This window comes from Neisseria sp. Ec49-e6-T10, assembly GCF_051132615.1.
In the GTDB taxonomy this organism is placed as follows: domain Bacteria; phylum Pseudomonadota; class Gammaproteobacteria; order Burkholderiales; family Neisseriaceae.
Genome location: NZ_CP152375.1, coordinates 608,815 through 634,844 on the forward strand (window position 1 = coordinate 608,815; position 26,030 = coordinate 634,844).

The 26,030-nt window shown below is 36.7% G+C and carries 29 protein-coding genes and 4 tRNA genes; 17 read left to right on the forward strand and 16 right to left on the reverse strand.

Going from position 1 to position 26,030, the window contains the following annotated elements:
* Nucleotide 1: 1 nt before the first annotated feature.
* Nucleotides 2-844, reverse strand: coding sequence for a heme/hemin ABC transporter substrate-binding protein (locus tag AADH04_RS03040; protein ID WP_434778776.1), 843 nt, complete (start codon nucleotides 842-844; stop codon nucleotides 2-4).
* Between the two features lie 155 nt (nucleotides 845-999).
* Here AADH04_RS03040 and hutX point away from each other — a divergent pair, with 155 nt between their 5' ends.
* Nucleotides 1,000-1,497 (forward strand): heme utilization cystosolic carrier protein HutX, encoded by a 498-nt coding sequence (gene hutX, locus AADH04_RS03045; protein WP_434778777.1) that lies wholly within the window; start codon nucleotides 1,000-1,002, stop codon nucleotides 1,495-1,497.
* A gap of 30 nt (nucleotides 1,498-1,527) precedes the next feature.
* Entirely contained in the window at nucleotides 1,528-2,040 is a 513-nt protein-coding gene (locus AADH04_RS03050; protein ID WP_434778778.1) for a pyridoxamine 5'-phosphate oxidase family protein, read from the forward strand.
* Between the two features lie 52 nt (nucleotides 2,041-2,092).
* Here AADH04_RS03050 and AADH04_RS03055 read toward each other — a convergent pair whose 3' ends face one another.
* Both AADH04_RS03055 and AADH04_RS03060 read right to left on the reverse strand, forming a co-directional pair.
* Complete coding sequence (locus AADH04_RS03055; RefSeq protein WP_434778779.1) at nucleotides 2,093-2,650, reverse strand: YggT family protein; 558 nt, start codon at nucleotides 2,648-2,650, stop codon at nucleotides 2,093-2,095.
* A 20-nt stretch (nucleotides 2,651-2,670) separates the two neighbouring features.
* Complete coding sequence (locus AADH04_RS03060) at nucleotides 2,671-3,366, reverse strand: YggS family pyridoxal phosphate-dependent enzyme (protein WP_434778780.1); 696 nt, start codon at nucleotides 3,364-3,366, stop codon at nucleotides 2,671-2,673.
* Between the two features lie 172 nt (nucleotides 3,367-3,538).
* Between AADH04_RS03060 and AADH04_RS03065 the strand changes: the two genes are divergently transcribed.
* From AADH04_RS03065 to AADH04_RS03085, 5 genes are all read left to right on the forward strand, one after another.
* Nucleotides 3,539-4,576, forward strand: a complete 1,038-nt coding sequence (locus tag AADH04_RS03065; RefSeq protein ID WP_434778781.1) for a type IV pilus twitching motility protein PilT — start codon at nucleotides 3,539-3,541, stop codon at nucleotides 4,574-4,576.
* A 26-nt stretch (nucleotides 4,577-4,602) separates the two neighbouring features.
* Nucleotides 4,603-5,766: a PilT/PilU family type 4a pilus ATPase gene (locus AADH04_RS03070; RefSeq protein WP_434778782.1), complete on the forward strand. Its 1,164-nt coding sequence runs from the start codon at nucleotides 4,603-4,605 to the stop codon at nucleotides 5,764-5,766.
* 119 nt (nucleotides 5,767-5,885) lie between these two features.
* Nucleotides 5,886-6,203: a high-potential iron-sulfur protein gene (locus AADH04_RS03075; RefSeq protein WP_434778783.1), complete on the forward strand. Its 318-nt coding sequence runs from the start codon at nucleotides 5,886-5,888 to the stop codon at nucleotides 6,201-6,203.
* Nucleotides 6,204-6,262: 59 nt separating this feature from the next.
* The gene (locus AADH04_RS03080) at nucleotides 6,263-7,450 is read left to right on the forward strand and encodes a glycosyltransferase family 4 protein (RefSeq protein WP_434778784.1); all 1,188 of its coding nucleotides are present in this window, start codon (nucleotides 6,263-6,265) and stop codon (nucleotides 7,448-7,450) included.
* A gap of 72 nt (nucleotides 7,451-7,522) precedes the next feature.
* A complete protein-coding gene (locus tag AADH04_RS03085; RefSeq protein ID WP_434778785.1) occupies nucleotides 7,523-7,984 on the forward strand; it encodes an FxsA family protein in 462 nt (153 codons plus the stop codon).
* Here the strand turns inward: AADH04_RS03085 and AADH04_RS03090 are convergent.
* From AADH04_RS03090 to AADH04_RS03125, 8 genes are all read right to left on the reverse strand, one after another.
* Nucleotides 7,981-8,295, reverse strand: coding sequence for a DUF167 domain-containing protein (locus AADH04_RS03090; RefSeq protein ID WP_434778786.1), 315 nt, complete (start codon nucleotides 8,293-8,295; stop codon nucleotides 7,981-7,983). The genes AADH04_RS03085 and AADH04_RS03090 overlap by 4 nt on opposite strands.
* Nucleotides 8,296-8,385: 90 nt before the next feature.
* Nucleotides 8,386-8,462: transfer RNA gene (locus AADH04_RS03095), tRNA-Met, on the reverse strand.
* A gap of 100 nt (nucleotides 8,463-8,562) precedes the next feature.
* On the reverse strand, nucleotides 8,563-9,387 hold the full coding sequence (locus AADH04_RS03100; protein ID WP_434778787.1) for an undecaprenyl-diphosphate phosphatase: 825 nt from the start codon (nucleotides 9,385-9,387) through the stop codon (nucleotides 8,563-8,565).
* A gap of 63 nt (nucleotides 9,388-9,450) precedes the next feature.
* A complete protein-coding gene (locus tag AADH04_RS03105) occupies nucleotides 9,451-10,143 on the reverse strand; it encodes a thiol:disulfide interchange protein DsbA/DsbL (RefSeq protein WP_434778788.1) in 693 nt (230 codons plus the stop codon).
* Nucleotides 10,144-10,185: 42 nt separating this feature from the next.
* Nucleotides 10,186-10,842 carry an SPOR domain-containing protein gene (locus tag AADH04_RS03110; RefSeq protein ID WP_434778789.1) on the reverse strand — a complete coding sequence of 219 codons (657 nt, stop codon included), beginning with the start codon at nucleotides 10,840-10,842 and terminating at the stop codon, nucleotides 10,186-10,188.
* Nucleotides 10,843-10,938: 96 nt separating this feature from the next.
* The gene (locus AADH04_RS03115; RefSeq protein WP_434778790.1) at nucleotides 10,939-12,447 is read right to left on the reverse strand and encodes a YifB family Mg chelatase-like AAA ATPase; all 1,509 of its coding nucleotides are present in this window, start codon (nucleotides 12,445-12,447) and stop codon (nucleotides 10,939-10,941) included.
* Nucleotides 12,448-12,449: 2 nt separating this feature from the next.
* Entirely contained in the window at nucleotides 12,450-12,698 is a 249-nt protein-coding gene (locus AADH04_RS03120) for an accessory factor UbiK family protein (protein WP_434778791.1), read from the reverse strand.
* Nucleotides 12,699-12,839: 141 nt separating this feature from the next.
* Nucleotides 12,840-13,886 (reverse strand): sensor histidine kinase, encoded by a 1,047-nt coding sequence (locus AADH04_RS03125; RefSeq protein ID WP_434778792.1) that lies wholly within the window; start codon nucleotides 13,884-13,886, stop codon nucleotides 12,840-12,842.
* Nucleotides 13,887-13,928: 42 nt separating this feature from the next.
* Here AADH04_RS03125 and argH point away from each other — a divergent pair, with 42 nt between their 5' ends.
* Entirely contained in the window at nucleotides 13,929-15,311 is a 1,383-nt protein-coding gene (gene argH, locus AADH04_RS03130; RefSeq protein WP_434778793.1) for an argininosuccinate lyase, read from the forward strand.
* A gap of 66 nt (nucleotides 15,312-15,377) precedes the next feature.
* Here the strand turns inward: argH and AADH04_RS03135 are convergent, their stop codons facing one another.
* The 4 genes from AADH04_RS03135 to AADH04_RS03150 form a co-directional block, all read right to left on the reverse strand.
* A complete protein-coding gene (locus AADH04_RS03135) occupies nucleotides 15,378-15,650 on the reverse strand; it encodes a hypothetical protein (RefSeq protein ID WP_434778794.1) in 273 nt (90 codons plus the stop codon).
* A 275-nt stretch (nucleotides 15,651-15,925) separates the two neighbouring features.
* Nucleotides 15,926-16,870: a glutathione synthase gene (gshB, locus tag AADH04_RS03140; RefSeq protein ID WP_434778795.1), complete on the reverse strand. Its 945-nt coding sequence runs from the start codon at nucleotides 16,868-16,870 to the stop codon at nucleotides 15,926-15,928.
* A 16-nt stretch (nucleotides 16,871-16,886) separates the two neighbouring features.
* Complete coding sequence (gene gshA / locus AADH04_RS03145) at nucleotides 16,887-18,167, reverse strand: glutamate--cysteine ligase (RefSeq protein WP_434778796.1); 1,281 nt, start codon at nucleotides 18,165-18,167, stop codon at nucleotides 16,887-16,889.
* 174 nt (nucleotides 18,168-18,341) lie between these two features.
* Nucleotides 18,342-18,518 carry a protein MIGRI gene (locus AADH04_RS03150; RefSeq protein WP_434778797.1) on the reverse strand — a complete coding sequence of 59 codons (177 nt, stop codon included), beginning with the start codon at nucleotides 18,516-18,518 and terminating at the stop codon, nucleotides 18,342-18,344.
* Between the two features lie 89 nt (nucleotides 18,519-18,607).
* Between AADH04_RS03150 and metX the strand changes: the two genes are divergently transcribed.
* The 9 genes from metX to nfi all read left to right on the forward strand — a co-directional run bounded on the left by metX (nucleotide 18,608) and on the right by nfi (nucleotide 24,603).
* Complete coding sequence (metX, locus tag AADH04_RS03155; protein ID WP_434778798.1) at nucleotides 18,608-19,750, forward strand: homoserine O-succinyltransferase MetX; 1,143 nt, start codon at nucleotides 18,608-18,610, stop codon at nucleotides 19,748-19,750.
* Nucleotides 19,750-20,334, forward strand: coding sequence for a methionine biosynthesis protein MetW (metW, locus tag AADH04_RS03160; RefSeq protein ID WP_434778799.1), 585 nt, complete (start codon nucleotides 19,750-19,752; stop codon nucleotides 20,332-20,334). The genes metX and metW overlap by 1 nt, the downstream gene beginning before the upstream one ends.
* 382 nt (nucleotides 20,335-20,716) lie before the next feature.
* Nucleotides 20,717-20,794, forward strand: a tRNA-Pro gene (locus AADH04_RS03165).
* A gap of 27 nt (nucleotides 20,795-20,821) precedes the next feature.
* Nucleotides 20,822-20,898, forward strand: a tRNA-Arg gene (locus AADH04_RS03170).
* Between the two features lie 17 nt (nucleotides 20,899-20,915).
* A tRNA-His gene (locus tag AADH04_RS03175) sits at nucleotides 20,916-20,991 on the forward strand.
* A 58-nt stretch (nucleotides 20,992-21,049) separates the two neighbouring features.
* Entirely contained in the window at nucleotides 21,050-21,712 is a 663-nt protein-coding gene (locus tag AADH04_RS03180; RefSeq protein WP_434778800.1) for a GntR family transcriptional regulator, read from the forward strand.
* A gap of 204 nt (nucleotides 21,713-21,916) precedes the next feature.
* Entirely contained in the window at nucleotides 21,917-22,837 is a 921-nt protein-coding gene (locus AADH04_RS03185) for a DMT family transporter (protein WP_434778801.1), read from the forward strand.
* 24 nt (nucleotides 22,838-22,861) lie between these two features.
* Nucleotides 22,862-23,896 (forward strand): AI-2E family transporter, encoded by a 1,035-nt coding sequence (locus AADH04_RS03190; protein WP_434778802.1) that lies wholly within the window; start codon nucleotides 22,862-22,864, stop codon nucleotides 23,894-23,896.
* A gap of 20 nt (nucleotides 23,897-23,916) precedes the next feature.
* On the forward strand, nucleotides 23,917-24,603 hold the full coding sequence (gene nfi / locus AADH04_RS03195) for a deoxyribonuclease V (protein ID WP_434778803.1): 687 nt from the start codon (nucleotides 23,917-23,919) through the stop codon (nucleotides 24,601-24,603).
* Between the two features lie 45 nt (nucleotides 24,604-24,648).
* Here the strand turns inward: nfi and AADH04_RS03200 are convergent, their stop codons facing one another.
* Complete coding sequence (locus tag AADH04_RS03200) at nucleotides 24,649-26,028, reverse strand: glycosyltransferase family A protein (protein ID WP_434778804.1); 1,380 nt, start codon at nucleotides 26,026-26,028, stop codon at nucleotides 24,649-24,651.
* Nucleotides 26,029-26,030: the final 2 nt, after the last annotated feature.

Here is a 26,030-nt window from a genome sequence, read left to right on the forward strand (position 1 = left end):
GTTATCCTAAACATTTGGGATTATTCCTTATTAACTGCCCAACTCTTTTTGATTCTGAGATTGTCCCCAAACTGACCCCTGCAGTAATGGCCTTACCATCAATGGCAAAAATACAATTGTTTTTATAAGCTTGAGTATTGACCATTAGTGGGTAATTCTTTTTTAGTTCAGCCATATTACCGTTAAAACTTCTTTTTGCCAGTAAAATTACTTTTGGATTCTGCTGCAAAATCATTTCATATGAAAAATTCTGATAGCTTTTTAAATTGTATGCCAAATTTTTAGCGTTTAATAATGCCATCATTGCCTGCACTGGGGTATCTCCCCCTCCTGCCATAGGTGATTTACCTTTTTGCATCATCAAAAAAATCGCACTTTGTGAACGTGCATAGTTTTGTGTGCGTAAATCCTTTATATCTTGATTGACTTTACGAACCAGTTTTTTGGCATTTTCTTCTTGACCAACAATTTGACCAATTTTCAAAATTTGTTCACTTAAATTTTCTGGTTTGTTTTCACTTTTTAATATCACTACTTTTGTTTTTGTTCTTTGCAATTGTTTCACAACCTGATCCGGTCCCATTTCATCAGAACCAATCACTAAGGTAGGTTTAACAGACAGAACACCTTCTGCACTCAAAGCACGATGATACCCTAAAATAGGTAATTTTACGCCATTTGGTACACGACTGGTGGAATCTACAGCAACAATTTGTTTACCTGCACCTAAAGCAAATAAAATTTCTGTGACACCAGCTCCTGCTGAAACAATTCGTTCGTTATTAGCATAAACATTCGTACTGACGCTTAAACTAAACAATACCAATACCGATTTTATATTCATGATTTCGTCTATTTTACAAATTAAATGATAATGAGAATAATAATAATTCTTATTTTCAAAGTCAAAAAAATTTGTTAGCATTCAGCTTTATTGTAAAGATAGATATACCATTTTTATTTTCATACACTCAAGTTTGGTAAGGTAAAAAAATCATCATGGATCATAATATTCAAGCTTATGTGAACGCTTTTGAAGAAGGAAAATCGCTTCGCACCATTTGTCAGGAATTTCAAATCAGTGATTTGGTTTTGATTCAAGCTTTAGCACACAAACCAGAAATTACACTGCTTGGCAAAGACTATGTGAAACCACTGTTAGCACAGCTACCCTCAATCGGTACAGTCATGACGATTACTGAACATTTAGGGAGCGTATTCGAATTTAAAGGCTCCTTCCCTTCTGGAACGGAAGGCCATGGGTATCATAATTTGAATCTTCATGGTGATGGCTTTGGTGGACACATAAACATCAACAACATTAGCCATATTGCTGTTGTTACAGAAACCATGAAAAACAATCGGCAAAGCCTAAGCTGGTGGTTTATACATGAAACAGGGCAAGTCGTTTTTAAAGTATTTGTTGGTAGGGATGCAGATGGTGAGCTTAAACACGAACAAGTCACTATTTTGAATCAATGGCATCAGAAAAAATAAAAAACTTTAATTTATTAAATGGATAAAAAAATGAATGAAAATTTGAATGAAACATTACAACCTGAAATCAATAGATTGCATCAGGATAATTTATCTCTCATCATGGCCACTAAAGATCACGATGGTTTTCCTAATGCCAGCTACGCGCCATTCGTGTATGTTGATGGGCATTATTATGTATTTATCTCAGAAATTGCACCACACACACAACATCTTTTGAATACACCAGAACTGAGCATTATGATTATTGATGATGAGCGCAATACCCGAAATATTTATGCTCGAGCAAGACTAAGCTACCAAGCAAAAGCAAATCAGGTGCAAAGAGATTGTGATGAATTTAAAAAAGCAATGGATGCCTTATATCCAAGAGGAGGAAATACTTTAGATGTATTGACTCAACTGGGTGACTTTTCTTTATTTAGGCTAACCCCTCAAAAAGGACGTCTGGTATTGGGTTTTGGTAAAGCGTATACATTGAATGCCGAAAATCAACAAGCACAATGGCTAACGGATGGTCATGTCAGTATGAAAAGTGCTTAATCAACCAAATAACATCCCGTTTGAAAGCCAGAAAATTTCTGGCTTTTATCTTTCAATATAACGATAGAATTAATCTAGTTAAATAAGGTAAAACAGTACTGATAACAACTTGTGCACAAATAAAAAAAGGCAAGAAGGAAAAATCAAACATCCCTATTCTCAACATTTTAAATGGCCTCATCAAAGGTGCACAAATACGTTCTAAATTAGGTAATAAAAGAGCCTCTGGCGCGGCCAACCGCAAAATCACCATAACAATAAACACACCAATATAAGTAAGCAATATACTCTGGATCCACAAAACCAACCCTAATAATATGGCCATACCAATAGTCGTGACATTGGCCGCCACCTTCTGAAACCACAATAAGTTAATTACTGACCAGATACATGCAGCCAATAAAGCCAACATTAAAGAAGCTGTTTCAAACCCTTTAACACAAGGCAATATTTTTTGAAAAGGGCGAACCAATTTTTGCGTCAACAGCATACAAAAATGAACAAGCGGATGCGCTCTTGGCACCCCAGCAAAAAATAATAAAGAACGTACCAAACAAACAAAGATAAATAACTCAAATACTGTTTGTACCAACATATGAATAATACTCATTCATCACCTTAGACATAATATTATTTATTGTGATAAGTACGTGCCCCAAAAATAGCACTACCCACTCTAACATGTGTTGCACCATGTTCAATTGCCAAAGCCATATCATCAGACATGCCCATTGATAGGACAGATACAGCTAATTTATTTTTTTGTAGCTCTATTAACAGTTTTTTCATCATCTCAAATTGCTTTGCTAACACCTGATGATTTTCTGTTGCCTCTGGGACACACATAATGCCCTGTAATACAAGATTAGGCAATTGCTCTATAGCTAACGCTAACGGCAATACTTCATCAACTGCTACCCCACTTTTTTGTTCTTCATTAGACACATTTACCTGAATACACACATTAAGAGGAGGTAAATTGCTGGGTCTTTGCTCACTTAAACGTTTGGCAATTTTTAAACGATCCACACTGTGCACCCAATGCGCCCACTGGGCAATTAGTTGGGTTTTATTAGACTGAATTGGCCCAATAAAATGCCAAACAATGGCTAAATACTGTAAGCTTTCAGCTTTTGACACCAGCTCTTGTACATAATTTTCACCAAAATCAACTTGCCCCAACCCAAAAAGTGTTTCAATGGCCAAAGCTGGCTGTGTTTTACTGACAGCGACAAGCTTAACGTCTTCTCTTTTTCGCCCAGAGTGAACACAAGCAGTATCGATATCATGAAGTACTGTTGAAAAACATTGCGCCAAAGTATCCATTTATATGTTCCGACCTTCAAATTTTACTAAATTATGTGCTTAAAGTGTAACATGAATCAACAAGTCGAATAATTTATGCCTAGATTAAATATACTCTGGTTTTCATCTAACCTGTAATTGAGGTAACATCAGGTTTATCTAAAAAATATTTAATAGAATTGGACAAAAATAAATGGGTATTACGGAACTGCTGGCCTTTGGTGTCAAAAACAAAGCATCGGATTTGCATATTTCTGCAGGTATTCCACCAATTATTCGTGTACATGGTGAAATGAGAAGAATCAATCTGCCCCCTTTAGAAAATGCAGAGGTTTCTTCCATGATTATGGACATTATGAATGACAACCAAAGAAAAGCCTTTCAACAAGATTTAGAATGTGACTTTTCTTTTGAAATGCCAGGTTTAGCACGTTTTCGTGTCAATGCTTTTAACCAAAACCGTGGCTTTGCTGCTGTATTTCGTACCATTCCTAGTGAAGTCCTTTCTTTAGAACAATTAGAGGCCCCTTCTATTTTCAAAGATATCTCCCAGTATCCAAGGGGGCTTGTTTTAGTAACAGGACCAACTGGTTCAGGTAAGTCAACCACATTGGCGGCCATGATTAATTTTATCAATGAATCTACATATTCTCATATTCTTACCGTGGAAGACCCTATTGAGTTTGTCCACACCAGTAAAAAATCCCTAGTGAATCAACGTGAGCTTGGATTACAAACCCTTAGTTTTGCTAACGCACTAAAAAGTGCCTTACGTGAAGACCCTGATGTGATTTTGGTTGGTGAGATGCGTGATATTGAGACCATCAGTCTTGCTTTAACTGCAGCAGAAACAGGCCACTTAGTATTTGGTACATTACATACAACAAGTGCAGCAAAAACAGTCGACCGTATTGTTGACGTATTCCCTGCAGCAGATAAAGAAATGGTACGCTCAATGTTGTCAGAAAGCTTAAGAGCAGTGATTTCACAATCTCTTTTAAAAACAAAAGATGGACACGGTCGTGTTGCTGCTCACGAAATCATGATCGGCACATCAGCCATTCGAAACCTAATTCGTGAAAATAAAGTGGCGCAAATGGGTTCAATGATCCAAACGGGTCAACAATATGGTATGCAAACACTGGATCAAAGTTTGACGGCCTTAGTACAACGTGGTTTGATTACTCTTGATGAAGCCAGATCTAAAGCACAAAATAAAGAGCTATTTTAAATAACAAAATATCATTAGGGAACGTTATGAGTAACCAAAAAAAAGACAATGCTTCTGTTATCATTATTGATATCCTTAAACACGCCGTCAGTAAAAAAGCTTCTGATATTTTTATTGCCCCGAACTTCCCACCTGCCATTAAAGTCGATGGAAAAATAACCCCAATTTCTTCTCAAGCATTGACACCTCAACACAGTAGAGAACTAGTCCGTGCGGTTATGACAGAACGTCAAGCAGAAGAATTTGACCGTACCAGTGAAGCCAATTTTGCCATCAATCCTGCGGGTCTTGGCCGTTTTCGGGTAAATGTATACCGAGAACAAGGCCGTATTGGCATGGTGTTGCGTAAAATCACAACAGAAATCCCCACAATTGACCAATTGCAATTACAACCCATTTTAAAAGATCTGGCTATTGCAAGACGTGGTTTGATTATTTTTGTGGGTGCAACAGGCTCAGGAAAATCAACTTCACTGGCTGCTATGATTGATTGGCGTAACAGCAATGTACAAGACCATATCATCACTGTAGAAGACCCAATTGAATTTGTACATCAACATAAAAAATCCATCATTACCCAACGTGAAATTGGTGTTGATACTGAAAATTGGGAAAGTGCTTTAACCAATTCATTACGCCAAGCACCTGATGCTATTTTAATTGGGGAAATTCGTGATAAAGAAACGATGATGAGTGCCATGCAATTTGCAGAGACGGGTCATTTGTGTTTATCTACGCTACATGCTACAAATGCGAATCAAGCTCTAGACCGTATCATTAACTTCTTCCCAGAAGAAAGACATGCTCAAGTTTGGATGGATTTAGCGTTGAACTTAAAAGGTATCATTTCTCAACGCTTAGTACCTAAGGCAGCTCTTCCGGGTAAAAAATCATCAGGACGAGTGGCTGCATTAGAAATCATGCTGAACTCTCCTTTAATTCAGGATCTTATATTTAAAGGCCGTGTGGGCGAGATTAAAGACGTTATTGCACGTTCTAACGATATTGGTATGCAAACGTTTGATCAGCATTTATTTAACCTCTACTCAGCTGGTATCATTGGCTATGAAGATGCGATGAGAAATGCGGATTCTATGAATGACTTACGTTTGAGAATTAAACTGGCCAAAGATGGCAATGTTGCGAAAGATATATTGGATGATGATGCACACTTGAATTTAGAAATGTAAAAACAGGTAATATTAACAGCCACATATTTTGAATTACCATCAAACTAATATAAGATAAAACATCCAAAAACAACCGTTTCACTATTTTGTAACGGTTGCATTATGTAGGAAGAACAATAATGAAAAATTTTTCAAGGCGTCAGTTTCTGTTAGGAAGCCTTGCAACAACAGGAACAGTACTATTTTTTCATAAAAATGTACTCGCCGCACCTGTCTATTTAAACGAAAAAGACCCTATGGCTACTAGACTAGGCTATAAGGAACAAACGACACAAGTAGATGGCAATAAATACCCTAAACACGATAACAGTCAATCTTGTGCTAATTGTACTTTATACCAAGGAAATGGTGGTGATGCAGCAGGAGGCTGTAGTCTATTTGCTGGAAAATTTGTTGCAAAAGATGGCTGGTGTATGTCTTGGGCAAAAAAGGGCTGATCTTTGATCAACACCTACATGATTCAAATATTTAAATTTTATTTAATAGACACTCCTTAATGCATGGACTCAAAAAAAACACTTCTCGTTTTCAATTAATTCATATCGCCGATTTAAGAACAATTGGTGGTGTTGAAAGGATATTGGTTGATTTTATTGACCAAACACCACACGTAGCCCACCATTTAATCTTACTGAATAAACACATTCACCCAAACTTAGTACATGTTAGCCAAAAAGTAAGCAGTATCTCCAGTATCAAACACTGGTTCAATGTCATTTCTTTACCCAAACACTTAAGAAAATGGCATTTATCCCACCTAATCAAAAAATTAAATGCAGACAAAATACTGGTTTGGAACCAAGTTATTGATTTAAAAAACATCCAAACATCTTATGTCTATTATGAACATGGTAGCGCTTGGTATGATCACTCAGAACAAATGATTCATCATTGCTTTGATCAGGTTCAAAGTATTATTGCTGTCTCCCATGCAGCTAAAAGAATGTTGCAGCTACACCATCATGTACAGCAAGATATTCAGGTGATTCATAATACCCTACGCCCAAGCCTTCAATTACCCAATGTAACCACACGAACACTTGCAACCAATAAACGCATCACCTTGGGCGTAGCTGGGCGCTTGGTTCCGCTAAAATGTATCCCTTTATTGATTATGACCATTAAACACTTACAACAATATGGTGTTGATGCTTATGCGCTGATTGCTGGCGTAGGATCAGAATATGATTCGATTGTACAACTGATTCAAGAACACGACTTAACAGACAAAATTAGCCTACTCGGTCTAATAGACAATATGCAGGATTTTTATCAACAAATAGACCTTTATATTTGTACATCCATGCATGAAAGCTTTGGGCTTGTCTGTTTAGAGGCATTTGCTTATGCCCTACCCGTTATTGCTGCTAACATTGATGGTCTTCCTGAAGTGATTGAGCATCAACACAATGGTATTTGCATCGAGCCGAGCTTAAGTATAGAAGGATATATTCAACAAACACGAGCAAGTACACGGTTTACTCAAACTATTTATTACCCTGAACAGGATGCTATTGGCCAAGTGACATTAATGGATCCTAAAGTTATTGCACAACAAGTAATCAATTTATTAAATCATCCAGAACAATATGCTTATATGAGTAAAATGGCTCTTCATACAGCAAAACATCATGCACCATTTAACCAATTGTGTAAAAATGTGTTAGCTGTATTGAAAAACTGACCCTTATACCCAAACTTAAACGAATAACGATCAACTATTCACGACTTTTTCCTTTCACTAAAGGCCACATTTATGCGCTATTTTGCTATTTCATTTTGGTTGTATTTCATTTTGGAAATCTGCTCGATTATTTTTGTTGCAGATGCAATTGGGGCATTTTGGACAATGATCTGGTTTATCGCCAGCTTTTTATTGGGTTTATTTATGCTTCGAAATGTTGGGCTTTCGAAAATTTTTGTCCTAGGCAGTTTATGGAAAAATAATACCTTATCGTTTTACCAAGCAATGTGGCCCATCCGTTATACACTTGCGGCCATTTTATTTATGATTCCTGGATTTGTTTCTGATCTTTTGGCTCTATTATTGATTTTACCCTTTAAAGGACCAAAAGCTACTCAACAAAATTTTACCTTTACTTCCGCACAGGGAGGCTTTAAAACATATCAAAACTCAAATGAAGATATTATTGAGGGCGAAGTGACAGAAGTTGCGCCTGATCCAATAGATCCTAATAAAGCATTACCAAAAGACTAAGTTATTTGAGTTTCATCTATATTTAAAGCCATCAGAATCCTATTTTGATCAACAGATTGACTACTGACTTGAACCGTTTTATACCGAGACAACTCACCTGAGATAATGGTAATCTCCTTTTTTGCACAATTTAATCTATCCGATAAAAAGAAGATTAATGCTTTATTGGCTTTTCCTTCCACAGGGGGAGCAGCTAATCTAATTTTCAAAGCATTATTATAAAGACCGCTAACTTCCGTTGTTTTAGCACCAGGTTGGACATACACTTTTAAGACAAAAATGTTTTCTTTGACTGTAAGCCATGTATGCATTTCTTCCCCCCAACTCAATATAACCCAAAATTTCATTTACCAGATAAAATAAAAAGCCCTTAGAAAAATCTAAGGGCTTTTTATTTTATCTGGTTGCGGGGGCAGGATTTGAACCTACGACCTTCGGGTTATGAGCCCGACGAGCTACCATGCTGCTCCACCCCGCGTCTGTTGAGTCATGTATAATACAAGGTGTAATTAACTTTGTCAATCTTATATATCAGTTTTATATCTAAATAAACATAACACCCTGATATTATAAGCGGATTAATTTGACCAGTTAATCCAGCCAAAATACCAACTGAGCAAAATAAAACCACCAAATACGATACGATACCAAGCAAACGGTACATAATTTTTAGCAGCAACAAACTTTAATAAAGCTCTAATGGCTAATAAACCACTGATAAATGCAGCAACAAAACCTGTGATAATGGTGCCAACCATTGTACTGTCAAATAATTCATGATGTTTATAAATATCATAAAATGTCGCAGCAAACATAATCGGCACAGCTAAAAAGAACGAAAACTCTGTCGCAACCTTTCGACTTAAGCCAAAGGCCATTCCCCCCATAATGGTACTACCTGAACGAGAAGTACCAGGAATCAAAGCAAAAATCTGTGCCAGCCCTACACAAAGGGCATCTTTCCAACACATATCATCAACATCATTTACCCTAGGAGTATGATTACTTTGATACTTTTCAATGAATAAAATAACCACACCACCAATAACCAAAGCTGAGGCAACGGTAATCGGATTAAAAAAATGCATTTTGATTGCAGAAGAAAACAATAACCCAACAACTGCTGCAGGAATGAAGGCAATGATGATATTCAATACAAAACGGTTAATATCTGGTTTACGCCCTAATCCCAAAAATACACTTAAAAACCGTTGACGATATTCAAAAACAACGGCTAAGACTGCCCCTAACTGAATCGCCACTTCAAAAACTTTACCTGTACTATGAAAATTAAGTAAGTCACCAAAAACGATTAAATGTCCTGTGCTGGAAATGGGTAAAAACTCAGTCACCCCTTCGATGATACCCAATAACAGAGCTTTAAAAAACAGTAAAATATCCACAACAATGTCCAAAGAAGAAAGGCTGTGAAAAACACAGCCTATGTAAGATGAATGTTCAAATGCTTATTTTAAGCCTAATGCAAATCCAGCACCTTTGGCTCTAGGTAAAGGCTTACTTTTTGGTGCAGCTAAACCACGTTCAGCACGAACCTTCGCAATCAATTCATCCAACACTTTCATTGAAGCATTAAAATCAGAAGTCAAAATCAGTTGATATTTTCCACCGACAATCACCATAGGGGTAGAATTGATGCCATAATCACTTGTCAATTGTTTCATTCTATTGGCTTCAGCATTGGCAAAAAACGATTGATAAACTTCTAAAATTTTAGCTGAATCAACGCCTTTTTGTTGCATGATCCATTCTCTAAAAATTTCTGGTTTATTTAATTCAATTTTTTGATCAAACAATGCATTAAAAACCAATGGGTTTAATGTATCTTGTGTACGTGTTTGCTCAATAGCGACCAAAATTTTGGCTAAATTAAGCATTTCATCATCCCAAATAACATGTTCTGCACGAAAAGCTGTATCAGAGGCAAAACTTTTTTTATGATGACGCATAATCGGATCTAAATGACGGCAATGTATACACACGAAAGAGAAAAACTCTGTGACTTCAATTTTATCTTTATTTGCCGCCAATGCTGGAAGGGGCTTAGGTAAAACATTGTAATGTTGACCTTCAACCAATGCAGCCTGCACAAAACTGGATATGGTCAAAAAACCAATAGCGATCAAATGCTTCAGTTTCATTGTATATAAACCTTTCTTTCAATTAATGATGTTATTGTCTGCTTAATTAGGATTAACCACATTCGCTTTAATATTATTCTCTTTCAGAGTTTCTTGTACTTGATGTAATTGTGCATCATTAGTAAAGGGACCTACACGTACTCGATGAAAAGTTCCCTTGCTTCCCCCTAAATCAATTTGTTGAATGGATGCTTCTACACCAATTAAAGCCAACTGTGCTTTTTGGTTTTCTGCTTGACTGAATTCTTTAAATGCCCCCACCTGTAAAAAACTGCGTTTAGCGACAGGCTTTATTGTTTCTTTATTCTTAACTGCTACAGCAGGCTGAATATCTTTTTCTAGCGTTGGTTTAATTTGAGTAGAATCTGTTGGTTTTTTATTTTGTTCACCAATATCTACTTCTGGATCAATATGAGAACCACCATTTAAAATAACTTCAGGGCTATCTTCTAAATTATTTGCGCCATTAATAGGCTCACTGACAATAATGGGGTGTTCAGAAGGTCTAAATTCTGGGACAGAATCACTGGCACCATTAGGCGCTAACTCTTCAACAGTAGAAGATGCAGCCACACCATTTCGAGCTTCTTCTTCAGACTTTTGTAAATTATCATATGACGGTTTATGATTATTTATATACCATAACGTTCCACCAACAGCAATCAACCCTACAACAAGGCCAACTAGAATGCCTATCATAAGATTTCCTGTTTGATTTTGGCGTTGATTCATTATATTGTTACTTTCTGTACAAATATCAAAACGTGCATTTTAACAAACAATTATACATTGTTGTTATGCTTTATTTGTTAATACACGACGAAAGGCAATCGCACGTAAAATATGGTGCTTACCAACCTCTTCTTCTTGAGCTAAATCAGCAATGGTTCTACTTACCCGCAAAATACGGTGAAAACTTCTGGCAGATAAAGATAACTTTTCCAAAAGTTCAGCCAAGGTTTCTCGTGCAACAGAAGAAATATTAGCAACCATATCAATCTCTTGTACAGTTAAACTAGCATTTACTTTCCCTTGTCTGCCCTCTTGTATTGCCCTTGCTCGCAACACTCGCTCACGTACTTGCCTGCTACTTTCAGGCTGAGACTGTGTTTGGCTCAACTCGTGCGCACTTAAACTTGGGACCTGTACGGTTAAATCTAATCTGTCTAAAAATGGACCTGAAATTTTCGACTGATAGCGTTGTACTGACTCATTCGAACAACGACAAGAACGTGTAGCGTGTCCTAAATAACCACAAGGACATGGATTCATCGCAGCAATCAATTGAAAACGGGCGGGAAACGTAGCCTGTCTATTTGCTCTGGAAATATGAATCTCTCCTGTTTCCAATGGCTCACGTAATACTTCCAATACTTTTCGATCAAACTCAGGCAACTCATCCAAAAACAGAACACCATGATGTGCTAAAGATATTTCACCTGGTTTTGGATTAGAACCACCACCCACTAAAGCAACTGCTGAAGCACTATGGTGAGGGGAACGAAAAGGCCTATCGAAAAAAGATGATTCACTCTGATTGTGCACCAAAGAACGTAAAGAAGCGGACTCAAGCAACTCTTGTGAGTTCATTGGTGGCAAAATGCTGGGCAGTCGTGTTGCCAACATAGACTTCCCTGTGCCTGGGGGGCCAACAAATAACAAACTATGGCCTCCCGCAGCAGCCAACTCTAAGGCAAAACGAGCGCTTTCTTGCCCTTTTACATCAATCAAATCAGCTTGAACCGTTGGTGAATAAATAGGCTCTTCTGGTGCAGTGACCATTTCCAGCTGACTAAGTAAATTCAAATGTGCACAAACACTCAATAAATCAGGCGCACATAATACCTTAGCTTCTTTAACTAAAGCGGCTGATTGAGCACTGCTAGGAGGCAATATGAAAGTACGCTTGGCCTTTATTGCTTGCCATACCATGGCTAAAGCACCTCTAATAGGACGAAGCGCTCCAGACAAAGCAAGCTCCCCAGCAAACTCATATTCAAGTAATTGTTTATTTTTTATTTGACCTGAAGCAGCCAAAATCCCCACAGCAATAGGCAAATCAAATCGGCCTGACTCTTTAGGTAAATCGGCTGGCGCTAAATTGACGGTTATTTTTTTGGCTGGAAACTCAAAACCTGACTGCAAAATAGCCGCTCTTACCCGATCTCTACTTTCCTTTACTTCTGTTTCAGGTAAGCCGACAATATTAAATGCTGGTAAGCCATTGGCTAAATGCGCTTCTACTTCTACTAACGGGGCATCCATTCCCGTTAGTGCTCTACTGTAGACTACCGCCAAACTCATACTTATTCCTTGGCAACACTCAATTGTTTTTCTAATTCACTGACACGTTCTTCTAATGCTGTTAGCTGTTCGCGAGTTTTCACCAAAACATGTTGTTGAATATCAAATTCTTCTCTTGTCACAAGATCCATTTTTGTAAAAGCAGATCCCATTAAAGACTTCACATTTTTTTCAATATCCTTGGCGGGGCTATTGGCAATGGTCTCGCTGATTTTTTGAGTAAATTCATCAAAGAGTTTTTGTTTCATCATGATTATGTCCCTGATTAAAAGAGGTAGAGATAACCTTAATCATATACTGTTATGCTCAAAAAATCTAAGAAAAATTTTTAAGCATAACTTATCATTTATAGAAAATAAATAAAAAAAGTAGCTTACCTATAGCTCAATAAATCATGATAGACGACCTTCTCTTTTATCCGAAAACTCTTTAATCGCTTCCATTCTTGCAGAACGATATGGCAGACGAATTTGCGTAATGTATTTGTTCTGTTCAGTTTTAAAAGATAATCTTGCATCCTGATCAAACATAAGCGCCAATCGTTCTGACAAGTTACTTAAAGCCATTTGATTACCCTGACGTTTTTTTGCAGGTTCTACATCAGGTAAGGGGTTGGTAATGGTAATATAAATCCAATTTTTGACTCTTAAAATAACCACTCTGATTGCCCCTGCATTTCTTAATGGTTCTATCCCATGATAAACTGCATTTTCCAGTAAGGGTTGTAATAATAAAGATGGGGTAATGGCATCTTCGGGGGCATTGACTTTCCAACTGGTTTTTAAACGCTCATTACCCATACGTATTTGTTCAATGGCCAAATAATCTTGAGCCAATTGAATTTCTTTTTCTAACGTGGAGCTTTTTGTATGGTCCCCTAATTGTGCTCGAAACAATTCTGCCAAATTTTCTAAAACCATTTCTGCTTCTGTTGGACGAGTACGAATCAAACTGATGGCCGCATTCAAGCTATTAAACAAAAAATGAGGCCGTATTCTGGCCGTTAACGCAGCCAATCGTGCTTCTGTGGCAGCCGGAGACAATGCTTTTTTAATCAATGCAAAATAATGCATGGTAAACAAAGTCAGTATCACTACGGCAATCATATGTTCTAAAATTTCATCGTGTATGTGATAAACAAATAGCTCAACACCAGCAAATGATGCAAACACAACCACTAAGGTAATAATACTGGGAAAGCGGCTTCGAGCAATGATCCCTCCTCCTAAGTACAAAATAGTAATACTAAGGATAATACTTGGGCAAACCCATATGGATAAAATCGCAAACTGCTCTGCAAAATTACGGTCATTAGGAGACTGTAATAAGCTAGCGCCCACCATAAACATTAAAGTAATCAGCAAAATTTTCATACATGTACCCAAATTTCTAAAATCTGGGACTGCAAAGATAGGAATAGATTGGCGTATAATAGCCATTTTTTACCTCAATCAGTTTTCTATTAGAATAAAGGTCTGCATATGAATCATAACAAAACTTGGTCGGGTCGTTTTAATGAACCTGTTACAGAACTGGTCAAAAAATATACAGGTTCAGTTTATTTTGATCAACGTTTAGCCAAATGGGACATTCAAGGCTCACTAGCGCATGCAGCAATGTTATGTGAAGCAGGCATCTTAACACAAGATGATCTTAAGCTGATCAAACAGGGGATGGCTGAAATTTTAGACGAAATTAATCATGGTACGTTTGAATGGTCACTAGATCTTGAAGACGTACATATGAACATTGAAAAACGCCTTACCGATAAAATTGGTGATGCGGGCAAACGACTACATACGGGACGAAGCCGTAATGATCAAGTAGCAACAGATATTCGCCTATGGTTAAGAGACGAAATCACCCAAATTGTTCAATTACTCAAAATGCTACAAACGGCATTGATTGATCTGGCACAAAAAAACATTGATGTTGCCTTACCAGGGTTTACACACCTACAGGTTGCACAACCCATCAGTTTTGGCCACCACATGCTTGCCTATGTTGAAATGCTTGATCGTGATGTGCAAAGAATGAATGATTGCCAAAAACGCGTGAACACAATGCCATTAGGCGCCGCAGCGTTGGCTGGTACCACTTTTGCGATTAATCGAGAAACGACTGCAAAAATTTTAGGTTTTGATCATATTTGTCAAAACTCTTTAGACGCAGTATCTGATCGCGATTTTGCTATTGAATTTACCGCTGCGGCTTCTTTAGTTATGGTACATTTATCTCGTTTATCAGAAGAGCTGATCTTATGGATGAGCCCACGCTTTGGCTTTATTGATATCGCTGACCGCTTTTGTACAGGTTCATCTATTATGCCGCAGAAAAAAAACCCTGACGTCCCTGAATTAGTACGAGGTAAATCTGGGCGAGTGATTGGTCATTTGATGGGGTTAATCACTTTAATGAAATCTCAACCCTTAGCTTACAATAAAGATAACCAAGAAGACAAAGAACCTTTATTTGACACTGTTGATACACTGATCGATACCTTACGTATTTACGCAGATATGATTGCCGGTATTACAGTTAAACCAGAAGCAATGAAAGCTGCATTAAAACAAGGTTTTGCCACTGCAACTGACTTAGCAGACTATTTAGTTAAAAAAGGCGTGCCATTTAGAGACAGCCATGAAATTGTCGCCAAAGCAGTCAGGTATGCAGAAACGGAACAACTTGATTTAAGTGACTTGCCTCTAAGTAAACTACAAGAGTTTAATCCTTTAATTTCAGAAGACGTCTATGAAGTATTGACTATTGAGGGCTCTTTACAAGCAAGAAATCATCTAGGTGGTACAGCACCCAATCAAGTTCTAGCCCAAATAGAACGTTTTCGTCAAAAACTCAAAAACTAAAGTAAATAAAAACCGAGGCTGTTTAAAATATAGCCTCGGTTTTACTGATACCTACAACTAATTAGTTTATTTACCACTGAACTTAACAAATGTTTTTGCTGGTTGTTGACTATTTGCTTGTTCATGCGCAGCAACCATTTGTTCATTATTATTCACACTATTGATGTCTCTTTGCAATAATGAGTTCGCGGTGCTTTCTGAAGTAACAGCACGTTTATTACGTGCGCTCTCTTGATGAGCAGTTGGACCGTAGCCTTCATTCCATGGAGCAGGAATTGGGGCAGCAACAGCAGAGGAAACACCAGTAGCCAAAATAAGTGTCATTAATAATTTTTTCATGATCAAAGCTCCTTAATATGTAATTTATATTTATATTGATATTTTATATTCTATCGTTCTGTATTGAACTTACGTTTGTAAGAGTGGCTTTCTTCAATAAAGTTCAAAAAATTTAATTATTTATCTATTGTTTTTTTTAATAAAGTCTATTAAATTTTTATTTTTCTTTTCAAATAAAAAAGTTATACACAAATATTACTGATCAATTGAAACCCACAAAAAAATAAAACTCAGAACCACTTGATTCTGAGTTTTATCATCCCAATTTCCACTAGTTAAGCATTGATATTTTTCATCAGTGCATCCATAAAGTGAACCGCCACATCAAAACCCGTCTGATCAGTAATCTCTTGGAAACAAGTTGGACTGGTCACATTGACCTCAGTTAAAAAGTCACCAATAACATCCAATCCTGCCAAAAATACCCCTTTAGCTTTTAAAATAGGGCCTAAAGTTTGTGCAATTTCTAATTCACGAGGAGAAATAGGTTGAGCAACGCCTCTTCCACCAGCAGCTAAATTTCCTCTTGTTTCACCAACTTGGGGGATACGAGCCAAAACAAATGGAATGGGTTCACCATCAATCACCAATACTCTCTTATCTCCATTGACAATATCTGGAATATATCTTTGTGCCATAATGGTTCGCTGCTCATGGTTCATCAACATTTCTAAAACACTGCCCAAATTTGGGTCACCTTCTCTTAATCGAAAAATACCACTTCCCCCCATACCATCCAGAGGTTTGACAATAATATCTTTTTCTTGAACCAAAAATTGTACAATATCGCTTTGCTTCGTTGCCACAATCGTATTGGTTGTAAATTCCGAAAAATTCAAAATGGCTAATTTCTCATTTAAATCACGCATGGCTTGGCCACTATTAAAGACCCTTACGCCTTGTTGTTCAGCAATCGAAAGCAGTTGTGTTGCATATAAATATTGCATATCGAAGGGTGGATCAGTACGCATAATAACCGCATCAAAATCTGCTAAAGGCAAGGGTCTTATCTGATCGGTCTCAAACCATAGGTCGTCTTTCCCTGTTAATTTAACGTGGCTAGCGTTTGTACCAACGATACCTGCTTTTACAGCCAAGTCTTGACTTAAAGTATGATAAATAGAAAAACCTCTTTTGCTTGCTTCTCGCATCATGGCAAAAGTGGAATCTTTATAAATTTTAAAGGTAGACAACGGATCTGCAATAAACAGTATTTTCATGATTGACCCTATTTATTTAAAAAGGAGAAGGTTTATTTTCTAACTCCAACGCCCCTGCCAACAAAGACAAACGGGCAATCACACCATAAGCATAAAAACGATTTGATGCACAGTCAATGGGGGCTTTTTTATCTGGCAAACAATGTCCTTGAAAAGAAAGTGGCACAAACTGCATACCTATTGCATTTAAATTCTCATCTTCTCCACGCCCTGCATGAATACGATAAAAACCACCAATCACAAAATGATTCATCATATACACAACGGGCTCTGCTGCCGCTTCTTGTACACGTTCAAAAGTGTATACACCTTCTTGAATAATGACTTCGTGTACTTCTAAACCTTCTTTGACCACCGACATTTTATTGCGGTTTTTACGATTTAACCCAATTACATCATCAGGCGATTTGACGCTCATAATACCCATACCGTAAGTGCCAGAATCTGCTTTTACAATCACAAATGGCTCTTTATCAATATTATATTGTTGGTACTTTACTTTGATTTTATTCAAAACACTTTCAATAGATTTGGCCAGCTCTTCTTCACCCGCTCGTTCTTGAAAATTAAGATGAGTACATGATTCAAAATAAGGGTTAATTAACCATGGGTCAATATCAATTAATTGGGCAAATTCATTAGCCACACGATCATATTCAGCAAAATGTTCTGTTTTTTTACGTGTATACCAACCAGCCTGTAATGGTGGCAGTAAAGTTTGCTCCAGCCCTTTTAAAATATCAGGCACACCAGCAGATAAGTCATTATTTAACAAAACCAAACAAGGCTTAAACCCATCAGCTAATGTCAATCGATTGCCTTCACGCACCAATGGTTCTAATGTTACCTGATTACCCAAAGCTGTTTCAAACGTTGTTGCTGTTGTGATTTCTGGATTCAAACTTCCTAAACGAACATTCAAACCAGCTTGTTCAAGTATATGCTGAAGAGCATATACATTTTGTAAATAAAAAGTGTTTCTGGTGTGGTTTTCTGGAATCAACAAAATACCCGATGCTTCAGGGCACACGCTTTCAATCATGCTTTGTGCAGCCGCAACAGCTAAGGGTAAACTGTCCGGGTTTAAATTATTGAAACCACCAGGAAACAAATTCATATCAACTGGGGCCAATTTATAACCACTGTTTCTTAAATCTACAGAACCATAAAATGGCGACTGATGATGATGCCATTTTGATCTAAACCAAGACTCAATTTTTGCCTGATTTTGTAAAAAATTCTTTTCTAATAACAACAAAGGCGCACTAAGTGCACTAGGTAAGTGTGGGATAACCATCAAAAGCCTCGTAATTATGGGTGTTATTTATAAAAACTTGTTATTTTTCTACTGCATATTATATCAATAAACCCATAATGTATTGTTAAATTCATACAATTCACCCTATTAAAACTTATAAAAAATAGTTTTTAATCATATATTTCAAATAATTAAAAATTTCCTTTCTAATAATCAATAGATCATCCAATACTCAAAAACACATATCATTAATGCTCCTACTAATAACCCCCAAGCAATGATTTTTACCCATTGATGTAAAAACAAACGCTGCTTTTTATTCAAAAAAATAAAAATAATTGTAAGAACAATAGTAAGAACGGCAAAAATCCGAAATACCTGACCAAACATATATAAATTATTGCGAAAGAACAAACCGCAAGGAAGAAAGAAAACGTTATAATGACAACTTTCTGCTTATTTGCCTATATAAAAATTTTATGGATGCTGTACAAAATAAAAGTATTGGGTTAGTCAAACCACAAAAAATATTTTTTGATACTGTCTTACCTTTATTAAATGGTCAGCCTTTAAATGGCTTTGAGCTTATGATTGAAACTTATGGCACCCTTAATAAAGCAAAAAATAATGCCATTTTAATTTGCCCTGCCCTCGCAGGCACTGAACACGTTGCAGGCATACACCACGAAAGCGACAAACACACTGGTTGGTGGGACAATATGGTTGGCCCAGGCAAACCAATAGACACAAATCATTTTTTTGTCGTAGGATTAAATAACTTAGGCGGTTGTAATGGTAGTACAGGCCCATTAAGTATTGACCCCAGAACCAACAAACCCTTTGGTTCCGATTTTCCCATTGTAACCGTAACCGATTGGGTGCGGGCACAAAGCATATTGGCCGATAAATTAGGCATTGATGTCTGGGCTGCCGTTATTGGCGGCAGTTTAGGTGGTATGCAAGCATTACAATGGACCATAGAGTTTCCAGAACGGGTAAGACATGCATTGGTGATTGCCTCATCCCCCAAACTATCCACTCAAAATATTGCGTTTAACGATGTTGCAAGACAAGCGATTATGACAGATCCTGATTTTTGTGATGGGCATTTTTATGAACAAAATAAAGCACCTAAACGTGGACTACGTATTGCAAGAATGATGGGGCATATCACCTATTTATCTGAAGATGGTTTAGGCACTAAATTTGGCCGAGAACTAAAAAATGAAGATTATCAATTCGGATTCGATGTTGATTTTGAAGTAGAAAGCTATCTTCGTTACCAAGGGGATAAATTTTCTGATTATTTTGATGCCAATACTTATCTATTAATGACCAAAGCACTGGATTATTTTGACCCTGCTAAAAACTTTGACAATGATTTAACTCAAGCATTACAAAACGCTCAGGCACGTTTCTTAATCATTAGTTTCACCAGTGACTGGCGTTTTAGCCCAGAACGCTCCAAAGAAATTGTTAAAGCCTTAATTTGTGCCAAAAAAAATGTTCAATATGTCGAAGTTGAATCTATTCATGGGCACGATGCCTTTTTAATGACAGACCCTATTTATATTCAAACCATGAGAACTTATTTACAAAAAGTCGCACAGGAGTGCCAATAATGAATTTACGTGCAGACTTACAATTGCTATACGACTGGATTCCAGCAAAAGCCCATGTCTTAGATTTAGGTTGCAGCAGTGGTGAGCTGCTTCATGCTTTAATGAACAATAAACAAGTGACAGGTTATGGCGTAGAAATTGATAGCGAAAAAGTCATTATGGCCATCAATTCTGGAGTTAACGTGATTCAGGGTAATCTTGAACATGGATTACCCACATTCGATACACAAAGCTTTGATGTTGTGGTGCTCTCACAAACTATACAAGCCATGCAACAAACAGAGGCTATTTTATTGGAAATGCTACGCGTTGGTAAACAAGCATTAGTGACTTTCCCCAACTTTGGTTATTGGAAGAATCGAATCCAAATCATGCAAGGCCATATGCCCGTTTCTGATGATATGCCATACGACTGGTACAACACTCCCAACATCCATTGGTGTATGTTGGGAGATTTTGAACATTTATGCTCAAAAAATAATATCCCTGTCTTAGAACGTACCGTAATGACAGATGGCAAACGAATTAACTTTATGCCTAATTTATTAGGAAGCTTAGCTTTTTATCGAGTAGGTAAAGCATAACCACTTGCTAAATGTTATTAAAATTTAAGTAAAAGCCATACTATATTTACCTAATCATATTGTTTAATAAAGTAAATATTATTGCAACTAAAAACCCACTATACAAACTTTAACTTAGCTTTTTATCAAAAAATTTATCTTAATTTTGGATAATGAACGATTTAAAACACTTCTTAATTACCAACAAAACAATAAAGAGCTTCAAATGCTTACCATTTAAATACTATTATTGATCCGACTATTTGATCCTAATAATTACTTTACTTTGAATACAGCAAGAACAAATACTAAATAAAATCACTTAGATATAAAAACAACGCCAATAAACTCAAAAAAGCTGCTTGACAGAGAATTTAAAAATCGGTATAGTTCGCCTCTCAGTCGGGGCGTAGCGCAGCCTGGTTAGCGCATCTGCTTTGGGAGCAGAGGGTCGTGAGTTCGAATCCCACCGCCCCGACCAAAATATCTACGTACACGATAGTTAAAGGCTCCCGTAGCTCAACCGGATAGAGCACCAGCCTTCTAAGCTGGGGGTTACAGGTTCGATTCCTGTCGGGTGCGCCAAAAAGTAAATGTCTGCGGTGGGTGTAGCTCAGTTGGTAGAGCCCTGGATTGTGATTCCAGTTGTCGTGGGTTCGAGCCCCATCATCCACCCCACCTAAAAATCATGCTTCAATATGAGACTCATATTATTCGATAGGACACATATAACAGCATGAGCATTATAAAACGTCAAACTTTATCTAGTGCTGTAGCAAACTCTCTTAGAGAACGAATTCTTACTGGTGAATTAGTCGACGGTACTCAACTGATACAAGAAACATTATCGCAAGAATATGGAATCTCTCGAGTACCCATTCGAGAAGCATTACGCCAGTTAGAAGCAGAAGGACTGATTACATTTGAAGATCATAAAGGTGCAAAAGTCACTCAACTTCATCTAAGTGACGTATTAGAAATGATTCAAATTCGTGCCCTATTAGAAAAAGAATTGATTCAAAGAGCTATTCCTCTGTTAACCCAAACACATCTTGAACATGCAAAAACGTGTTTAATTGAATTTAATCAGGCTTTTGAGCAAAACGATATTGAAAACTGGGGAAGACTCAATGCTCAATTTCATACCTCCTTTTATCAAGTCGCTAATCGACCTCATACACTGAATCTCATACAACAACTGTATAATCAAACAGATCGTTACACGCGCATGCAAATTTTATTGACCCAAACAAAAGAGCTGGCTCATAACGAGCACCAACATATTTTAGAACTATGCCAAGAAAAACAGGTACAAGAAGCTGGTGAATTTATTTATCAGCATATTCTGAATGCTGGTGAAATGTTGGCAAAAACACTTAGAAACCCCACAACTATTTAATCAATACAAACACTGCCCCATCACTTGTTTTTTTACTAAACTCATATAAAACCAAAAGCTGACTCTTTTAAATGCCAAAAAATTTGAAACACCCTTTAAAATTTAAATATTTAAAATGATTTTATCCTTGTATTTTAAAACATTATTTTTTAATATGTCTCATTACGCAGTAAAGCACATTTTTAACTAAATACGACCGCCTTTATGCCAAACAATACAACACCTCATCATAACCTTCTTGGCATTATTCAAATCATGTTTGCGGCAGCTTTATGGGGCGCATTTGGTATTGCGGGAGCAATTTTAAGTAAACATGGATTTTCAGGTATTGAAGTAACCAGCATTCGGCTCATTGGTGCCAGTATTATTTTACTGTTATTTTTACCCTTTTTTGCATCTACATTTAAAATACTACTAACTGAACCCAAGCGCCTACTCTTTTTAGCACTTCAATCTATTTTAGGAATGCTGATCATGACTTTGTGTTTTTTAAGTGCCATCAGCTTAATCGGACCTTCTATTGCCGTTGCGCTTTTATATACAGCGCCAATCTGGAGTCTGATTTTGAGCCGCTTGATTTTAGGGGAAGGCATCACTCAAACCAAAGCTTGGCTAGCGGTTGCCGCAGCAATTGGGGTCATGCTGATGCTCAGTGGCTCTGGAAGAATAAATGTATTGGGGTTTATTTTAGGCCTTTGTTCTGGTATCAGTTACGCGCTTTATGGTGTTTTAGGCAAAAGAGCGATGCAGGGTAATCCACCCTCCTTGGTATTTTTTACCTCTGTTTTTATTAGTGGCCTAATCATGCTATTTTTTCCTGCAACAATAAATACCCTACACAAATTAAACACTCATTTTAACCTTATTACCATTGGTGCAAGTTTATATGTTATTTTCTTAGGTACGCTTTTGCCCTATTTTTTATTTATTAAAGGTTTACAAAAAATGCCAGCTGCCACAGCTTCAGTATTTACAACAATTGAACCTGTTGTTGGTATCATATTGGCGGCTTTAATTATGAAAGACTATTTACACTGGAACCAATATCTAGGCATTGTGCTGATCCTAAGCACAGCCTTAATCAATGCCTTAATGATGAAAAAAACAAACTCAAAATTAACTTAAAAACCACCAAGACAATGATCTCTTATGAATAACAGCATTCCCTCAAATACAAATCACAATATGGTTTATTTAAACCGTATCAGTTATCTATTAGCAATCATAACAATTATCGGTATCTTATATTTTCACTTATTATCTGCTTTATTTTCTGGTTTATTGGTTTATGAATTAACTAAATTATTAGCAACCAAAACCTATCTCTCCCGCCTTGGGAAACCTAAAGCCAAATTGGTTGCCATTTCATTACTCACTTCTTTTATCATCAGTATTCTAGTGATCATGTATTTTGGCATTATTGCCGTATTTCACCACGAAAACTCTGCTTTACCACTTGTATTAGACAGACTCGAAAACATCACAAAAACACTATCTTCTGTATTACCACAATGGTTAGCAGAACAATTACCACAAACAGAAAATGGCTGGAAAGTGGGTTTAATTGAATGGGCAAAAAATCATACAACACAAATTCAATTATTTGGCAGCAAAGCCAGTAGAAGCGTTATTCATGCCTTTATTGGTATGGTTATTGGCGCTTTAATTGCCTTATCAGGTTTTACACATATACCAACACAGTCCCCCTTACCTACAGTATTCATCCAAAGAATCAGTAAACTGTCTCTTGCTTTTCGCACAGTCATATTTTCCCAAGTAAAAATTTCTGCAATCAATACCTTTTTTACATGGATTTATTTAAGCAGTGTCATGTTCATTACAGATTATCAATTGCCTTTTGCAAAAACCATTATTATTTTGACATTTTTTATTGGACTTTTACCCATCATTGGCAATATCATCACAAATACACTGATTGTTTTAATCAGCCTAACACACTCTATTACACTAGGCATAACTTCTTTGATTTTTTTAGTTGTAATCCATAAATTAGAGTATTTTTTAAATGCCCAAATTATTGGCGCTCACATTCATGCTCGCACATGGGAATTATTAATTGCCATGTTAGTGATGGAAACTATTTTTGGCTTACCTGGCGTTGTATCTGCACCTGTCTTTTACGCTTACTTAAAAGAAGAGCTTAGAGCCGCACAATTGATTTAAACTAAGGAGCCTTAAGAATAATGACAAATATTGATCTTCCTAGCTTAAAAACAGAGCAACTCAATAATGCAAAAAAAATTATTCGAATTGACCAATTTAACTTTAATGCTGCGCCCAAATACATAGGTGGGACAGATGTGGGATTTGAAGATAACGGGCATATAACCCGAGCAGCTATTGTGGTTTTATCCTACCCTGAGCTAAAAGTCATTACCTATCAAATCGCCCGTATTAAAACAACCATGCCGTATATTCCAGGTTTTCTGTCTTTTAGAGAATACCCTGCACTTTTAGAAGCTTGGCAAAATTTATCTGTAAAACCTGAACTTTTATTTGTTGATGGTCACGGCATAGCACACCCCAGAAGCCTAGGTATTGCCAGCCATTTAGGGCTTTTATTGGATATGCCGACAATAGGCGTGGCGAAGAAACGGTTATATGGCATTCATAAACCTTTATCAGAAGAAGTTGGCAGCACCACAACTTTATGGAACAAAGACAAAACTGAGTCTATTGGTTATTTACTGCGCAGTAAAAAGAAATGTCTTCCCTTATATATTTCTACAGGACATAAAATAAGCAATGAGTCTGCTTTATCTTGGGTACAGAACGTACTGAAAGGTTACCGTTTACCAGAACCTACTCGTTGGGCAGATGCCATTGCATCTAATAAACCTTTATTTAAAAAATGGGATCAACAAAAATAGGGGTTATACTTATACCCCCTATTTTTGTTGATCTCTATTTTTATCTCAATAACGTGGTTTTAATAAACGCAATAACCAACGTCTCTTCCACCATTTATCAACTTTACGCGGTTCCACGCATGGTAAAAATAATTGTTTAAGTACTTTAAATTCAAACTCTAAAAACATTCGGCTGTGCCCATAGCCATGACCAAAATTAGCCAATTCATCGCGTTTACGGCTATCTTTTGCACTATTAAAGGATAAATCTCTTTTTAAAGTATGGTATGATTTTTTATCATCAATATCTTTGCGCTCAATAGCATAAGTATCATCAGGCAAATACATTTGCCTACTGCCCATTGCTTTTTGATACTTAACAAACCGAAAATCTTCTGCACCATAAGCGCCAGAAAACTCTTCATCATATCCAAAGCATTCAAAAAAACGACCACGAGACATTACAAATAAATTGGAATGCCCTGCATATAATTCTCCCGTTTGTTGATTTTTACGTTTCATTTTATATAAACGGCGACCACAATAACCTAATTTAATGAGCTTACGCATACTCTGTTCAGGGACTTCATGATCCGAATCCGCCATAAAAAGAGTATCACTTTTTGCAAAGGTGACCCCTAAATTTCTAGCTCCCCCTTGATTCCAAGGAATATCTTTCATTATTTTTAACCAGATTAGGTTTAATCTGAACTCTGGTATTTCATACTCTATAGGGGAACCGTCATCTACAATAATAAACTGGACCCGAGAAATAATCTCTGTTGGATAACACTCATAGCGCTTCAAAAGATTAATCACGGAGCTAATATCATTTTGATTACAATAAAAATGGGTAATATAACTTAAGCGAATATCTGAATAATCTTTCTTATGAACACCATTAAACGTCACTCTATCTGGGAAAACAAGATCATCAATACTTTGTTGGTATAAAGACCATTTTAACCTATCTTCATACTTACATAAATTCACTGGGTTTTGTAACTTTAACCACTTTGCTTGACCAGATAATGCTTCTACTTCTGAATTAAAAAAAATATTAAGTTCGGTTAATTTATTAAAATAACGATGATTTTGACGACTTTTTTTAACGCCATGGGTTAAATGAGATGCAATTAAGAATGGACGCTGTGATTGTTTTTGATAAAAAGAAACAACCTGTTGATGCACGTCAGGATCAAAAGTCTGCAAAACTGCTGGGGAACGTTGTGTCAACAAAATGAATGCTTCTGATAAACTCTCCACATAATAAGTATGTTCTACTGGGAAATGATCAGAGCGCATATTTTGATGTACAATCAATACAGGTTCAACCTGCCCAGACAAATGCAGTTTACAATCTAAAAGAACATCCAAATGTTCATGTTCTAAACTCAATAACACAATTTGAGGCATTATTTTTTTATGTGACTGTTGATGAGACACTG

Bases quoted from the DNA above. Each gene is read 5' to 3' on its own strand.
- AADH04_RS03085 (WP_434778785.1), top strand. From the start codon at position 7,523: ATGCGCTATTTTGCTATTTCATTTTGGTTGTATTTCATTTTGGAAATC.
- metX (WP_434778798.1), top strand. From the start codon at position 18,608: ATGGATGCTGTACAAAATAAAAGTATTGGGTTAGTCAAACCACAAAAA.
- hutX (WP_434778777.1), top strand. From the start codon at position 1,000: ATGGATCATAATATTCAAGCTTATGTGAACGCTTTTGAAGAAGGAAAA.
- AADH04_RS03180 (WP_434778800.1), top strand. From the start codon at position 21,050: ATGAGCATTATAAAACGTCAAACTTTATCTAGTGCTGTAGCAAACTCT.
- AADH04_RS03185 (WP_434778801.1), top strand. From the start codon at position 21,917: ATGCCAAACAATACAACACCTCATCATAACCTTCTTGGCATTATTCAA.
- gshA (WP_434778796.1), bottom strand. From the start codon at position 18,167: ATGGTTATCCCACACTTACCTAGTGCACTTAGTGCGCCTTTGTTGTTA.
- AADH04_RS03090 (WP_434778786.1), bottom strand. From the start codon at position 8,295: ATGCATACATGGCTTACAGTCAAAGAAAACATTTTTGTCTTAAAAGTG.
- AADH04_RS03075 (WP_434778783.1), top strand. From the start codon at position 5,886: ATGAAAAATTTTTCAAGGCGTCAGTTTCTGTTAGGAAGCCTTGCAACA.
- AADH04_RS03115 (WP_434778790.1), bottom strand. From the start codon at position 12,447: ATGAGTTTGGCGGTAGTCTACAGTAGAGCACTAACGGGAATGGATGCC.
- AADH04_RS03120 (WP_434778791.1), bottom strand. From the start codon at position 12,698: ATGATGAAACAAAAACTCTTTGATGAATTTACTCAAAAAATCAGCGAG.
- AADH04_RS03055 (WP_434778779.1), bottom strand. From the start codon at position 2,650: ATGAGTATTATTCATATGTTGGTACAAACAGTATTTGAGTTATTTATC.
- AADH04_RS03105 (WP_434778788.1), bottom strand. From the start codon at position 10,143: ATGAAACTGAAGCATTTGATCGCTATTGGTTTTTTGACCATATCCAGT.
- argH (WP_434778793.1), top strand. From the start codon at position 13,929: ATGAATCATAACAAAACTTGGTCGGGTCGTTTTAATGAACCTGTTACA.
- AADH04_RS03080 (WP_434778784.1), top strand. From the start codon at position 6,263: ATGCATGGACTCAAAAAAAACACTTCTCGTTTTCAATTAATTCATATC.
- AADH04_RS03135 (WP_434778794.1), bottom strand. From the start codon at position 15,650: ATGAAAAAATTATTAATGACACTTATTTTGGCTACTGGTGTTTCCTCT.
- AADH04_RS03110 (WP_434778789.1), bottom strand. From the start codon at position 10,842: ATGATAGGCATTCTAGTTGGCCTTGTTGTAGGGTTGATTGCTGTTGGT.
- AADH04_RS03150 (WP_434778797.1), bottom strand. From the start codon at position 18,518: ATGTTTGGTCAGGTATTTCGGATTTTTGCCGTTCTTACTATTGTTCTT.
- AADH04_RS03125 (WP_434778792.1), bottom strand. From the start codon at position 13,886: ATGGCTATTATACGCCAATCTATTCCTATCTTTGCAGTCCCAGATTTT.
- gshB (WP_434778795.1), bottom strand. From the start codon at position 16,870: ATGAAAATACTGTTTATTGCAGATCCGTTGTCTACCTTTAAAATTTAT.
- AADH04_RS03060 (WP_434778780.1), bottom strand. From the start codon at position 3,366: ATGGATACTTTGGCGCAATGTTTTTCAACAGTACTTCATGATATCGAT.
- AADH04_RS03040 (WP_434778776.1), bottom strand. From the start codon at position 844: ATGAATATAAAATCGGTATTGGTATTGTTTAGTTTAAGCGTCAGTACG.
- nfi (WP_434778803.1), top strand. From the start codon at position 23,917: ATGACAAATATTGATCTTCCTAGCTTAAAAACAGAGCAACTCAATAAT.
- AADH04_RS03190 (WP_434778802.1), top strand. From the start codon at position 22,862: ATGAATAACAGCATTCCCTCAAATACAAATCACAATATGGTTTATTTA.
- metW (WP_434778799.1), top strand. From the start codon at position 19,750: ATGAATTTACGTGCAGACTTACAATTGCTATACGACTGGATTCCAGCA.
- AADH04_RS03050 (WP_434778778.1), top strand. From the start codon at position 1,528: ATGAATGAAAATTTGAATGAAACATTACAACCTGAAATCAATAGATTG.
- AADH04_RS03070 (WP_434778782.1), top strand. From the start codon at position 4,603: ATGAGTAACCAAAAAAAAGACAATGCTTCTGTTATCATTATTGATATC.
- AADH04_RS03065 (WP_434778781.1), top strand. From the start codon at position 3,539: ATGGGTATTACGGAACTGCTGGCCTTTGGTGTCAAAAACAAAGCATCG.